At 64.1% G+C, this 12,172-nt stretch carries 12 protein-coding genes; 7 read left to right on the forward strand and 5 right to left on the reverse strand.

The window, feature by feature from the left end; translation table 11 throughout:
- Positions 1 to 36 precede the first annotated feature (36 nt).
- The 7 genes from HRQ64_RS11265 to HRQ64_RS11295 are packed head-to-tail and all read left to right on the forward strand — an operon-like array spanning position 37 to position 7,180.
- Entirely contained in the window at positions 37 to 1,074 is a 1,038-nt protein-coding gene (locus tag HRQ64_RS11265; protein WP_172123341.1) for a septal ring lytic transglycosylase RlpA family protein, read from the forward strand.
- 47 nt (positions 1,075 to 1,121) lie between these two features.
- On the forward strand, positions 1,122 to 2,282 hold the full coding sequence (locus tag HRQ64_RS11270) for a D-alanyl-D-alanine carboxypeptidase family protein (RefSeq protein ID WP_172123342.1): 1,161 nt from the start codon (positions 1,122 to 1,124) through the stop codon (positions 2,280 to 2,282).
- A gap of 21 nt (positions 2,283 to 2,303) precedes the next feature.
- The gene (gene tmk / locus HRQ64_RS11275; protein WP_172123343.1) at positions 2,304 to 2,990 is read left to right on the forward strand and encodes a dTMP kinase; all 687 of its coding nucleotides are present in this window, start codon (positions 2,304 to 2,306) and stop codon (positions 2,988 to 2,990) included.
- Positions 2,987 to 4,015, forward strand: coding sequence for an AAA family ATPase (locus HRQ64_RS11280; protein ID WP_172123344.1), 1,029 nt, complete (start codon positions 2,987 to 2,989; stop codon positions 4,013 to 4,015). The genes tmk and HRQ64_RS11280 overlap by 4 nt, the downstream gene beginning before the upstream one ends.
- Positions 4,012 to 5,559 carry a methionine--tRNA ligase gene (metG, locus tag HRQ64_RS11285; protein WP_172123345.1) on the forward strand — a complete coding sequence of 516 codons (1,548 nt, stop codon included), beginning with the start codon at positions 4,012 to 4,014 and terminating at the stop codon, positions 5,557 to 5,559. The genes HRQ64_RS11280 and metG overlap by 4 nt, the downstream gene beginning before the upstream one ends.
- Before the next feature lies 1 nt (position 5,560).
- Positions 5,561 to 6,340, forward strand: coding sequence for a TatD family hydrolase (locus HRQ64_RS11290; protein ID WP_172123346.1), 780 nt, complete (start codon positions 5,561 to 5,563; stop codon positions 6,338 to 6,340).
- Between the two features lie 3 nt (positions 6,341 to 6,343).
- Positions 6,344 to 7,180 (forward strand): MBL fold metallo-hydrolase, encoded by an 837-nt coding sequence (locus HRQ64_RS11295; protein WP_172123347.1) that lies wholly within the window; start codon positions 6,344 to 6,346, stop codon positions 7,178 to 7,180.
- On the opposite strand, the gene HRQ64_RS11300 is transcribed toward HRQ64_RS11295, so the two are convergent.
- Genes HRQ64_RS11300 through HRQ64_RS11320 form a run of 5 tightly spaced genes read right to left on the reverse strand, consistent with a single transcriptional unit; the run spans position 7,170 to position 12,166 of the window.
- Positions 7,170 to 8,252, reverse strand: coding sequence for a siderophore-interacting protein (locus tag HRQ64_RS11300; RefSeq protein ID WP_172123348.1), 1,083 nt, complete (start codon positions 8,250 to 8,252; stop codon positions 7,170 to 7,172). The genes HRQ64_RS11295 and HRQ64_RS11300 overlap by 11 nt on opposite strands.
- Positions 8,249 to 9,097 (reverse strand): ABC transporter ATP-binding protein, encoded by an 849-nt coding sequence (locus tag HRQ64_RS11305; protein WP_172123349.1) that lies wholly within the window; start codon positions 9,095 to 9,097, stop codon positions 8,249 to 8,251. The genes HRQ64_RS11300 and HRQ64_RS11305 overlap by 4 nt, the downstream gene beginning before the upstream one ends.
- Positions 9,094 to 10,080, reverse strand: a complete 987-nt coding sequence (locus HRQ64_RS11310) for an iron ABC transporter permease (protein ID WP_172124986.1) — start codon at positions 10,078 to 10,080, stop codon at positions 9,094 to 9,096. The genes HRQ64_RS11305 and HRQ64_RS11310 overlap by 4 nt, the downstream gene beginning before the upstream one ends.
- 50 nt (positions 10,081 to 10,130) lie before the next feature.
- The gene (locus HRQ64_RS11315) at positions 10,131 to 11,174 is read right to left on the reverse strand and encodes an iron ABC transporter permease (RefSeq protein WP_172123350.1); all 1,044 of its coding nucleotides are present in this window, start codon (positions 11,172 to 11,174) and stop codon (positions 10,131 to 10,133) included.
- The gene (locus tag HRQ64_RS11320; RefSeq protein ID WP_172124988.1) at positions 11,171 to 12,166 is read right to left on the reverse strand and encodes an iron-siderophore ABC transporter substrate-binding protein; all 996 of its coding nucleotides are present in this window, start codon (positions 12,164 to 12,166) and stop codon (positions 11,171 to 11,173) included. The genes HRQ64_RS11315 and HRQ64_RS11320 overlap by 4 nt, the downstream gene beginning before the upstream one ends.
- Between the last annotated feature and the right edge of the window lie 6 nt (positions 12,167 to 12,172).

Consider the following 12,172-nt stretch of genomic DNA (forward strand, 5'->3'; position numbering starts at 1 on the left):
CACCGGGCTTCAGTCTGTGCTCAGCAGCGTGGTTACATGAGTTTGTATAAAGTGAAGACCTCCAGGCAGTCCGCCGTTCGCGCCCTTGCCCTCGCGGCCCTCATTGCACCCGTGATCGCCGCATGCGGCGGTGGCGGGCTAGGCGCCACCGTCAAGCGCGATGCATTTACCTCCAAAGAATTCGGCGTCAGCGCTTCGCCGCGCGTCACCAATCATCCCAACCCACCCAAGGGTGGCGGGCGGTATCAGCTTGGCAAGCCCTATAAGGTTCGGGGCAAGGTCTACGTACCCCAGCACGATCCGAACTACCGGGCTGCCGGTGAGGCGTCCTGGTATGGTTCTGACTTCCACGGCCGCCGCACCGCCAATGGTGAAATCTTTTCAGCCAATGCCATCACCGGCGCGCACCCAACCCTGCCGCTGCCCTCCTATGTGCGCGTGACCAACCAGGCCAATGGTCGCTCGGTTGTGGTGCGGGTCAATGATCGTGGCCCTTATATGCCCGGCCGGGTGATGGATCTGTCCCATCGTGCCGCCGAGCTGCTGGGCTATGTGAATAATGGCCATGCGCAGGTGAGCGTCGAATATGTCGCGCCGGCCCCGCTGGAAGGGGACGATACCCGCATGCTGCTCGCCAGCTATTCGGGCCCGCCGATCAACAGCGGCAATACGCGCTTTGCCGATAGTGGCAATAACAGCCTGTTCGACATGGTCGGCGGCCTGTTTGCCTATGCCGACACTACGCCCGAAGCGCAGGACCTCAATATCGACACGGCTCACGCTGCGGCCACGGCGATGGCAACCCGCGCGCCCCAGCTCAAGGACTGGGTCGAGGCGGTGGATGCCGACGCCCGAGATATCAAGCTGGCACTGGGCGTATTCAGTGACAGCGATAACGCCATTGCGCTGGCGCAGCGCTTCGCCGTACTCGGCGCAGTGGACGAGAAGCCGGTGAGCGTCAATGGCCGCGCGGCAACCCAGCTGGTGCTCACCAAACTCAAGCCCGGTGTATCACGCACTGATGTACTCGAACTTGCGCGAGAACTTGGCCTCAACGACATAGTCCTCTATTAATCGGCGAAGGGCACTTTGTGCCCGGCTCCTTTCCGGAGACTCAAGCCATGGGATTGTCGATCGTGAACCGCTTTCTTGTCTGTCTGGCAGCGCTGCTGGCGCTGTCAGTTCCTGCCTTTGCGCAAGCCAATTTCGACACTAAAGCCAAGTTCGCCGTCCTGATGGATGAGGAATCGGGAACCGTCATCTTCCAAAAGGATGGCGATGTGCCCATGGAGCCGGCCAGCATGGCCAAGCTCATGACCGTGGCCGTGGTATTCAATGAAGTGCGTGCCGGGCGGGTCAGCCTGACCGACGAGTTCTTTGTATCCGAGCATGCCTGGCGCACCGGCGGCGCGTCCTCGGGTGGTTCGACGATGTTTGCCGACCTCAACAGCAAGATCAAGGTCGAGGATCTCGTCCGCTCGGTGATCATCCAGTCGGGTAACGACGCGGCAATTGTGCTGGCCGAGGGTATTGCCGGTTCGGAAGGCAGCTTTGCCGCGATGATGAACGAGCTGGCCCAGGATATCGGGTTGCGCGGTTCGCACTTCACCAATTCCACGGGACTGCCTGATCCCGAGATGCATGTGACGGCGCGCGATCTCGCGAACCTGGCCCGCTATTTGATCCGCGAATATCCTGAATACTACCACTACTTCTCGGAACCCGAGATGGAGTGGAACGGCATCCGCCAGCCCAACCGCAACTCGCTGGTGGAAATGGGCATCGGCGTGGACGGCCTCAAGACGGGCCACACGGAAGCGTCCGGTTATGGCTCGGTGATCTCTACGGACGACGGCGGCCGCCGCCTGATCGGGGTCGTGCATGGATTGACCTCGATGGCGCAGCGCACCGAAGAGGGGCGCAAGCTCATCACCTGGGGCACGCGGGCGTTCGAGCGCATTGCCGCTTATCCCGCGGGCAAGGTTGTCGCCTATGCCAATGTTTATGGCGGCAGCAGCGGCAGCGTTGGCCTTGTGGGCGACGGCGAGGTGTCGCTTTACCTGCCGCGCGGCTCGCGCAAATGCCTCAAGGGCGAAGTTGTCTATACCAGCCCACTGATGCCGCCGGTGCAGGCGGGCGACCAGATCGCCGAGTTGCGCGTGTTCTGTGACAACCAGCTGGTGCAGGCTGCGCCCCTTTATGCCGCCGAAACGGTGGAAGAAGGCGATTTGGTGCGCAAGGCAACCGATGCTTTGAAGCAGCTTGCCCTGGGCTGGATGTAGGCAGAACATAGGCCCCATCTCATGCTTCAGGCTCCCATTCCTCGCCCCGCCCGCTTCCTGACCTTCGAAGGGGGCGAGGGGGTCGGCAAGTCGACCCAGGTCAAGCGTCTGCTCGCCAATCTCAACAATTTCTCGATCCAGGCCGTGCGCACCCGCGAGCCGGGTGGTACGCCGCGGGCCGAGGCCATTCGCTCCTTTATCCTGCAGGGACGTTCGGAAAGCTGGGGGCCGGGAGCCGAAGCCATCCTGTTTGCGGCGGCCCGCCACGATCACGTGACGCAATTGATCGCGCCAAATTTGAGCCAGGGGACCTGGGTGATCTCGGACCGTTTCCATGACAGCACTCGCGCTTATCAGGGGCTGACCGGAGGCGTTGACGACAAGCTGATCGAGGCGCTCGAAGTTCTGGCGCTGGACGGCCACACGCCGGACCTCACCATCGTGCTCGACATGGACCCCGAACTGGCGTTTCGGCGCGTTGCGCAACGCGACCTCGAGGATGGGCTGGCGCAAACGGGCGATCGGTTCGAAAAGGAAGAGCTCAACTGGCACCGGCGGCTGCGCGAGGGATTTCTCGCCATTGCTGCGGCCAATCCCGACCGTTGCGTCGTGCTGTCCGCCGACCAGGACGAAGACGCGCTGGAAGCGGAAATCTGGGACGCGGTGCAGGCGCGCTTTCCCGAACTGCTCGAAGGCACCCAGGCGTGAGCGATCCTGACGCGCTTGCCGATCTGCCCGCGCCCGAGCGGCGCCAGCGCGCCCGGGGGCACGATAATGCCCGCGCCACCATCTTGGAGCGTCTGGCGGCGGGGCGGCTGCCCGGTGGCATTCTGCTGCACGGCCCGCAGGGCATCGGCAAGGCTACGCTGGCCTTTGAACTGGCGAGTGCCATCCTTGCGGCGACGGGCGACGAGGATGCCCATCGTGTTGCCGAGCAGGTTGCGGCCATGTCGCATCCCAATCTCTTCGTGCTGCGGCGGCGTCCCAAGGACGCCAAGGGCTTTTACACCGTGATCCGGGTCGAAGATGTGCGTGACCTGCGCGACAGCATGCACCGCACGCGCGGGCGATCGGGGCATCGGGTTGCCATCATCGACCCGATCGATGACGCCAACCCTTCCGCCGCCAATGCCTTGCTCAAGACCCTCGAAGAGCCACCACCAGATACGACGTTCCTGCTGATCTCGCATCGGCCGGGGCGGTTGTTGCCCACCATCAAGTCGCGCTGCCATGTGCTGGGGCTGCGCCCGCTCGTCGACGCCGAGCTGCGGGCTGTGGTGGCAGGGGAAAAACCCGATCTTTCCGTCGCCGAGCTGGAACGCGCCGTAGCGCTTGCCGGCGGGCGGCCACGCCGGGCCTTTGAAACCCTGGCGCTGGGCGAAGACTCGGCGCTTGGTGCCCTCAGCGCGTGGCTGCAGGCGCCAACGCGCCAGCCCGCCAGCGTGCACCTGACCCTTGCCGATGCACTGGGCGCCGACCCGCAGGGGGCGGAGATGTCCTTTGCCAAGGAAATGCTAGACAACTGGATGGCCGACGAAGCGCGGCGGGCGGCGATTGAGCCATCCAACCGCTTGCGGCTTGCCTCGGCAAACGAGCTATGGGACAAGGCGCACGCATTGCTCGAGGAAGCCGAGAGCATCAATCTGGATACCAAGCAGACCCTGGTCGTTATCTTCGATGCCATTCGGCGGCACCTCGACCGGACCGCTGCCGCCCCGACCGAGTACTCATGAGCAACAGCTTTTACATCACCACCGCCATCTCCTATCCCAACGGCGCGCCCCATATCGGCCACGCCTATGAGATGATCGCGACCGACGCCATCGCCCGCTGGAAGCGCCTCGAAGGGCGCGAGGTGTATTTCCTCACCGGCACCGACGAGCATGGCATCAAGATGGTGCAGACCGCCCAGGCGCAGGGCATCCCGGTGCGCGAGTTGGCCGACCGCAATTCGGGCGAATTCCGGCGCCTGGCCGAAGCGCTCGAGCTTTCCAACGACGATTTCATCCGCACCACCGAGCCGCGCCACCATGAAGCGAGCCAGGCCATCTGGAAGCGCATGGCCGACAGCAGCAATGGCGACATTTTCCAGTCCACCTATAAGGGCTGGTATTCGGTGCGCGATGAGGCCTATTTCGATGAGGACGAACTCACCGAAAAGGACGGCAAGCGCTTTGCGCCCACGGGCGCCGAGGTGAACTGGGTGGAAGAGCCCACCTACTTCTTCCGCCTCTCGGCCTATCAGCAAAAACTTCTCGACCTCTACGAGGCCAATCCCGATTTCATCGCGCCCAAGGAGCGACGCAATGAAATCATCTCGTTCGTCAAAGGCGGGCTGCAGGATCTGTCGATCTCGCGCACGACCTTCGACTGGGGCATTCCGGTCCCCGATGCGCCGGGCCACGTAATGTATGTCTGGGTCGACGCGCTGACCAACTACATCACGGGCCTCGGTTTTCCCGATGAGCAGAATGAGCTCTTCAAGAAATTCTGGCCGGCTGATTTGCATGTGATCGGCAAGGACATCATTCGCTTCCATACGGTGTACTGGCCGGCCTTCCTGATGAGCGCCGGCCTGCCGGTGCAGCATCGCGTCTTTGCGCACGGCTTCCTGACGGTCGACGGGCAGAAGATGAGCAAGTCGCTCGGCAATGTCATCGACCCGTTCCATCTAGTCGAGACCTTCGGCGCTGACGCCCTGCGCTATTTCTTTTTGCGTGAAGTCTCGTTTGGCCATGACGGTGACTACAGCAATGAAAAGCTGGTGAACCGGGTCAATGCCGACCTGGCGAATAATTTGGGCAATCTGGCGCAGCGTTCGCTGTCGATGATCAACAAGAACTGCGACGGCAAGGTGCCCGCTGTTGGCCACGCTACGGCGGCCGACGAGGCGCTGGAGCGCGAAGTCGGCGAGGCCATCCAAACCGCGCAGAAGGCGATGGACGAGCAGTTGGTGCACGAAGCCACCGGGGCGATCATGGCCGCGCTGAGCTCGGCGAACAATTACTTCGCGGCCCAGGAGCCTTGGGCCCTCAAGAAAACCGATCCCGAGCGCATGGGCACCGTGCTGTATCGCACTGCCGACACCGTGCGGCGCCTGGCCATCCCGATGCTGGCCTTTGTGCCGGGCTCGGCCGCCAAGCTGCTCGACCAGCTGGCGGTGCCCGAAACCGACCGGCTGCTGCCCTTGGCGCTGGTGCGAGACCGCCTCGCTCCTGGCACGGAACTGCCCGTGCCGCAGGGCGTTTTCGCGCGTCTGGACAAGCCGGCAGAGTAAGATGCTGATCGATAGCCACTGCCATCTCGATTTCGAGGCGCTGTCCGCCGATCTGGACGGCGTGATGAGCCGGGCCAAGGCCGCCGGGGTCACCGGAGTGGTGACGATTTCCACACGTGTGGAAAACTTTTCGACCTATACGGACCTCGCGGAACGATACGAGAACGTCTGGTGCTCGGTCGGCACCCATCCGCATAACGCCCATGAGGAACTGCATATCACGGCAGATGAACTCGTGCGGCTAAGTGCCCATCCGCGCTGCGTTGCCATTGGCGAGGCGGGGCTGGATTACTTCTACGACAATGCGCCCCGCGATGCGCAGGCCACAGGTTTGCGCCGCCACATCGCAGCTGCCCGGATCACCGGTCTTCCACTGGTTATCCACAGCCGCCAAGCGGACGAAGACATGGCTGCCATCCTTGAAGAAGAGGCCGGGCACGGGGCCTTCCCGTTTGTTCTGCACTGCTTCACGGCGGGACCGGAGCTGGCGCGACGGGCCCTGGCGCTGGGTGGCTATATCTCGTTCTCGGGGATCATCACCTTCAAGAATGCCGAGGAGATCCGGGAAGTCGCGAGCTTTGTGCCGGCCGATCGTTATCTCGTGGAAACCGACGCGCCCTATCTCGCGCCCATTCCCCATCGCGGCCAATCCAATGAGCCGGCCTTTGTGCGCCACACCGCCGAAAAGCTCGCCGAGGTGCGCGGCATCGATCTGGAAACCCTTGGCGCGCAGACCACCGCGAATTTTGCGCGGCTGTTCAGCAAGACCGGGCTGGTTTGAGCGATGGCAGCCGCGACCAAGCTCGTTGCGACGATCCTGGGCTGCGGCTCCTCGGGCGGCGTGCCGCGCGTGGGCAATAATTGGGGCGATTGCGACCCCAGCGAGCCGCGCAACCGGCGCCGCCGCTGCTCGCTGCTGATCGAAGGCCGGAGCGAGGGCAGCACGGAGCCGACGCGCATTCTCATCGACACCGGCGCCGATCTGCGCGAACAACTGCTCGATGCGCAAGTTGGGCGGCTGGACGCCGTGTTCTATACCCACGAGCATGCCGACCACACACACGGCATCGATGATCTGCGCGTGCTGGCGCTGCAGAACCGCCGCCGGGTGGATGTGTTCTTCACGCCTGAATGCGGGCAGCGGTTGCGCGAGGCCTTCGGCTATTGCTTTGCCACGCCCAAGGGTGGCGATTATCCGCCAATTCTCAACGCCCATGAGATCGAGCCCGGGGAAGGGCTGACCATTGACGGTCCGGGTGGGAGCATCGACATTACCGGCTTCGAGCAGGACCACGGCAATATCCGCTCGCTCGGCTTCCGCGTCGCTGACTTCGCTTATTCCTGCGATCTTTCGGGCATTCCAGGCCAGTCCTTTGCGGCGGTGTCAGGGCTGACGTCCTGGGTGATCGACGCGCTGCGTCCGGCGCCGCATCCCAGCCATTTGAGCCTGCCCGAAACGCTCGAACTGATCGAGCGCTTCGCGCCAAGCCAGGCGGTACTGACCAATCTGCATATCGACCTGGACTACCGCGCCACCGAAGCGGGCACACCCGACAATGTCACGCCAGCTTTCGATGGCATGCAGATCGACATGCTGAGCGGCGAAGTGCTCAATCGCTGACTGAGCCTGCGGGCGCCTCGCGCTCCCAATACCACGCGACATACATGGCCTTGCGATCATGGCCGCGGCTCTTGAGGAATGAGCGCACGGCGCGGACATCCTGCTTCTCGCAGGCCACCCACACATAGGTCTGGCTATCAACCGCGCCGAGGGCTTGCTTGATTTCGCCAGCGAAGGTGCCCTGGCTTGCATCGGGATAGGTCTTGCGGTGCAGCCAGCGGATATCGAGCGCGGCGGCGGAACGGAGTTCTTGCTCTTCGCTCTCGTCCCAAACCTCGATCAAAGCTTGCAGGCGCGTCCCCGCCGACGCTTCCTCCGCGATGCGCGCAATGGCCGGCAAAGCCGCTTCGTCCCCGGCAAGGAAGATCGAATCGCCCTCCGGCAGCTTGCCGCTGGATGGGCCCAAGAGAGCCACTTTCATACCGGGCACTGCATCGCGCGCGAAGTCCGCGCCCGGCGTTTCGACTCCTGGTGCGGGGTGCTGCAGGAAATCGATCCAGAGTTCGCCGCGCTCGGTGTCGACCGCCCTGATCGTATAGGCGCGAACAAGCAGCGCATCATCACCCTCAGGCCAGTTCACCCGGCCATCGCGGCGATAGCTGGGCCAAACCGGCGGGCGGTTCTGCGGCGGCACCAGGAGTTGCACATGCATTTCTCCGCCAACGAATGGGCTAACATCGGCGCAGCTGAATTTCACGCGCCGCATGCGGGGGGTGATGTCCTCGGCGCCCGCCACCGTGACATGGTGCAGGTTCGGTAGGGTCAGGGGCTGGGCTGGCTCGGACCATTCCAGCGCGAATGGCTCCTTGCCGGCGAAATAGAACAGGTGCTCCGCCAGATCGGTGCGGCTCATCTCCAGCGCCAGGGGCGTGGGCGCGGTCAGCTCGATCAACAGTTTGCCGGCATCGGCCCGGATGCTGGCCAGGCCGGCTTCATTGCGCAACAGCGCGAAATTATCCAAACGCTGCACTTCGGCGTGCTCGACGAAATGCTCGCAGATTTCCTCCAGCATCCAGATCGGATCGCTCGGAAGCGCCACGCCTGAAAGCTTGTATTCCTGCAAAGCGATCATGGGGAGGTCTCCTTGAAGCGGTGGTGGGGGTTGGAATGGGTTGGGGGAGCGAGCGTGCCGTGCCGGCCGATGGGCAGCATGATGGGGCGCCCCGTAACTGGGTCGGTGATGACCTGGCTCGCGATGCCGAACACCTGCTGGATGGTGGCTGGTGTCACCACCTGATCGGGATGGCCGATCACCTGCACTTGCCCGCCGGCCATCGCCACAAGGCAGTCAGCATAGCGAGCGGCCAGGTTGATGTCGTGCAGCACCATGACAATGGTGGTGCCGCGCGAGCGGTTGAGGTCGGTCAGGAGGTCAAGCACTTCGATCTGGTGACTGATGTCGAGAAAGGTGGTTGGCTCATCGAGCAGCAAAATGTCGGTTTGCTGCGCCAGCGCCATGGCAATCCAGACGCGCTGGCGCTGTCCGCCCGACAATTCCTCGATCGGGCGCTCCGCCAATTCAGTGGTCCGGGTGGCAAGGAGGGCGTTCTCGACCGCTTCGTCGTCCTGCCGGGTCCAGCGCGCGAACAGCCCCTGGTGCGGATGCCGACCGCGGCTCACCAGATCGGCCACGGCTATGCCTTCAGGCGCAATGGGCGACTGCGGCAGCAAGCCCAGTGTCCGGGCCAGCTGGCGCGGTGGGGTCTGGTGGATCGCCTTGCCGTCCAGCACCACTTGCCCGCTATAGGGGATGAGGAGGCGCGACATGGCGCGCAGCAGGGTGGACTTGCCACAGGCATTGGCGCCCACGATCACCGTGATCCGCCCCATCGGCACCTGCAGATCGAGGCCATGGAGGATTTCCGTCTCGCCATAGCGAGCGCGAAGCTTGTCGACCGTGAGGGAATGGCGCGTCACAACGACCCTCCGGTGCGGTTGGTCCGCACGATGAGGTAAATCAGGTAAGGCGCGCCCAACGCGCCGGTGACCACACCCACAGGATAGCGGGCGGGCAGCAGGAACTGCCCGGCATAATCAGCACCCAGCACCAGCAATGCCCCCACCAGCGCCGCCGGAACGAGCAGCGACTGGCGCGGGCCCACGATCCGGGCCGCAATAGGTCCGGACAGGAAGGCCACGAAGGCGATTGGGCCGGTGACTGCGGTGGCAGTCGCGATCAGGCCCACGGCCGAAACGATCACCAACACCCGCGTTTGCGAAACGCGTACGCCAAGGGCCGAGGCCGTGTCGTCGCCCAATCGAAGTAGATCAAGCTCGCGGGTGAGGAGGAGCAGAACGCCACCAAACAAGGCGAGGGCTCCTAGCACCGGAACGGCCTGAACCAGCTGGACGCCGTTGAGGCTGCCGGACAGCCAACGCAGGGCCTCCTGCAAATTCCAGTCCGGGGCCTGGGTGAGGAGATAGGCAACCATGCTTTCCAGCATGGCGGAAACGCCGATGCCCACGAGGATCAGCCGGGTGCCCGCGACCCCGTTGCGAAAGGACAGCCCGTAAACGAGGAGCGCGACCGAAAGGCCCGCGCCAACGGCAAAAAGGGATACGACGGTTCCCTTGAGCGAGAGCACGACAATGGCGAACACGGCGGCAGCACTCGCGCCCGAACTGATGCCGATGATGTCGGGGCTGGCCAGGGGATTGCGCAGCATGATCTGAAAGGCCGCGCCCGCCATGCCAAAGCTCAGGCCGGACAAGATTGCCAGCACGCCGCGCGGCAGGCGCAACTGCCCGACGGCAAAGCTGGCGCCGGCCACATCCTCGCCGAGCAGCACGCGCAGCACATCGGCCGGCGGCGTGAAGGATTGGCCCAATGTGAGGGTCAGCACGAAAAGAGCCCCGAGGAGCGCAAGCAACCCGGCCGTGACGGTCGCGTGGCGGGCCATGCGGTTGCGACGGCTGGCGGTGAAGCTGAACGGAGCGGCGGCGAGCACGGTCACAGCTCCCGGATACGTTGGCGGCGAACCACCCAGATGAAAAAGGGTGCGCCGACCAGGGCCGTGATGATGCCGACATCGAGCTCGGCCGGACGGGCGACAATGCGCCCGACAATATCGGCCAGGACCAGCAGGCCTGCGCCGCCAATGGCCGAAAGCGGCAGCAGCCAGCGATAATCGGAGCCAAACAGCAGGCGGCACAAATGCGGCACGACAAGGCCGACAAAGCCGATCGGACCGCACGCCGCCGTGGTGGCGCCGCAGAGCAGGATGGCCCCGAACGCCCCCACCGCCCGGATCAAGGCAACGTGCTCTCCCAGGCCTGCAGCCAGGTCATCGCCCAGAGCCAGCGCGTTGAGCTTTTTGGCACAAAGCAGGCTGACAATGAGCCCGACAGCGAGGAAGGGGAGCACAACGAGGATGCGCTCGAAGTCAGCGCCGCCGACCCCGCCGATCTGCCAGGAGCGGATGCCGCCGGCGATGTCGTTGCGCGGCAGCACCACGGCTGTCACCAGCGAGGAAAAGGCAATCGAGGTCGCGGCACCAGCCAGCACCAGCTTGAGCGGGGTCGCACCACCGCGGCCCAGCGAGCCGATGGTGTAGACCAAGAGGGCGGTGCCACCCGCGCCGCCGATTGCCGCCCAAACAAAGGCCTGGGTCGAGCTGATGTTGAACCAGGCAATGCCAAGCACCACCGCCAGCGCAGCCCCGGTATTGACTCCCAGAATACCTGGATCGGCCAGGGGATTGCGGGTGATGCCCTGCATCACGGTACCGGCAAGGCCAAGGGCGGCCCCGCTCAGCAAGCCGAGCACGGTTCGGGGGATGCGCAGCGTGACCGAGGCCTGGCCGATCGTGTCTTCATGCCCGAGCAGGGCTGCAGTGATGTCCGCCCAGGAAACCTCGCGCGAGCCCACGGTGATCGAAAGCACGCAAAGCAGCGCCACGAGTACAACACCGGCGGGCAGCCACAGGCTGCGTTGCCCACCCGATGGGCCAAACAGCTTGCGGGGAGCGGTCGTTGACGCGCCGGACACTGTCATTGCAGCTTTTCCGCAGCATCTGACAGCAGCGCCAGGTAGTCGTCGAGAATAAAGGAGATCGAAAGCGGGGTGGGATTGGCCGCGGTTCCCGTGGGATCGGAGCCCAACACCACGAGTGCACCCCGCGCAGCCGCCGGCATCTTGGAGATCAAGGGATTGGCTTTAACGGCATCCACCAGCTGCTGATCGCCATAGGTGACGAGGATATCGACGTCGTTGAACATGTCGATCTGCTCAGCACTCACCGAGCCCGAGTACTTCCCGGGAAGGGAGGCGTTGGTGACGCTTTGGGGGGATTGCAGCCCCAAATCCGCGAAGAATTTCACCCGCGTGTCGTTGGCCGTGTAGAAATTGATGGTGCTGAGGTCAAAGGCATTGAGATGGGTCACGAACATGGCCCGCTTGCCGCGCAGGTCGGGGTGAGCGGCGGCTGCCTCGGCGATCTCGGCCTCGATGCCGGTGACCAGCGCTTCGCCTTCGGCGCCCAGGCCGAGCGCCTGGCTGTTAAGGCGGATCATCTCGCGCCACTCGGTCGACCATGGCGCATCGGGATAGGCGACCACGGGAGCGATTTGGCTCAGCATGTCATAGTCCTGCTGGCTGAGCCCGGAATAGGCGGCCAGGATCACGTCGGGATCGGTTGCGGCCACAGCCTCGAAGTCGATCCCGTCGCCCTCATCGAATAGCACCGGCGTTTGCGCGCCGAGTTCCTCGAGCTTGTCGGCCACCCAGGGCAGCACGCCATCAGCATTGTCATCGCCAAAATCGGCACGGGCAAAGCCCACGGGCACAATGCCAAGCGCCAGCGGCACCTCGTGATTGGCCCAAGCGACCGTCGCAACCCGCACTGGCTTGGCGGGAATCACCGTGGTGCCCAGGGCATGCTCGATGGTGAGGGGAAAGCTGGCGCTTTCCTGCGCCATCACGCCGCCGGCAGCGCCGGTAGCGCTCCACGCCATAATGAGGATCGCAGCAAAACGAGGCAGCCGCAGCATCGG

Origin of the sequence: Devosia sp. 919, assembly GCF_013185965.1 — a bacterium.
Lineage (GTDB): Bacteria > Pseudomonadota > Alphaproteobacteria > Rhizobiales > Devosiaceae > Devosia.

Excerpts from the sequence above, each read along its gene's own strand:
- HRQ64_RS11265 (WP_172123341.1), top strand. The coding sequence starts at position 37 with ATGAGTTTGTATAAAGTGAAGACCTCCAGGCAGTCCGCCGTTCGCGCC.
- HRQ64_RS11270 (WP_172123342.1), top strand. The coding sequence starts at position 1,122 with ATGGGATTGTCGATCGTGAACCGCTTTCTTGTCTGTCTGGCAGCGCTG.
- tmk (WP_172123343.1), top strand. The coding sequence starts at position 2,304 with ATGCTTCAGGCTCCCATTCCTCGCCCCGCCCGCTTCCTGACCTTCGAA.
- metG (WP_172123345.1), top strand. The coding sequence starts at position 4,012 with ATGAGCAACAGCTTTTACATCACCACCGCCATCTCCTATCCCAACGGC.
- HRQ64_RS11290 (WP_172123346.1), top strand. The coding sequence starts at position 5,561 with ATGCTGATCGATAGCCACTGCCATCTCGATTTCGAGGCGCTGTCCGCC.
- HRQ64_RS11295 (WP_172123347.1), top strand. The coding sequence starts at position 6,344 with ATGGCAGCCGCGACCAAGCTCGTTGCGACGATCCTGGGCTGCGGCTCC.
- HRQ64_RS11300 (WP_172123348.1), bottom strand. The coding sequence starts at position 8,252 with ATGATCGCTTTGCAGGAATACAAGCTTTCAGGCGTGGCGCTTCCGAGC.
- HRQ64_RS11310 (WP_172124986.1), bottom strand. The coding sequence starts at position 10,080 with ATGGCCCGCCACGCGACCGTCACGGCCGGGTTGCTTGCGCTCCTCGGG.
- HRQ64_RS11315 (WP_172123350.1), bottom strand. The coding sequence starts at position 11,174 with ATGACAGTGTCCGGCGCGTCAACGACCGCTCCCCGCAAGCTGTTTGGC.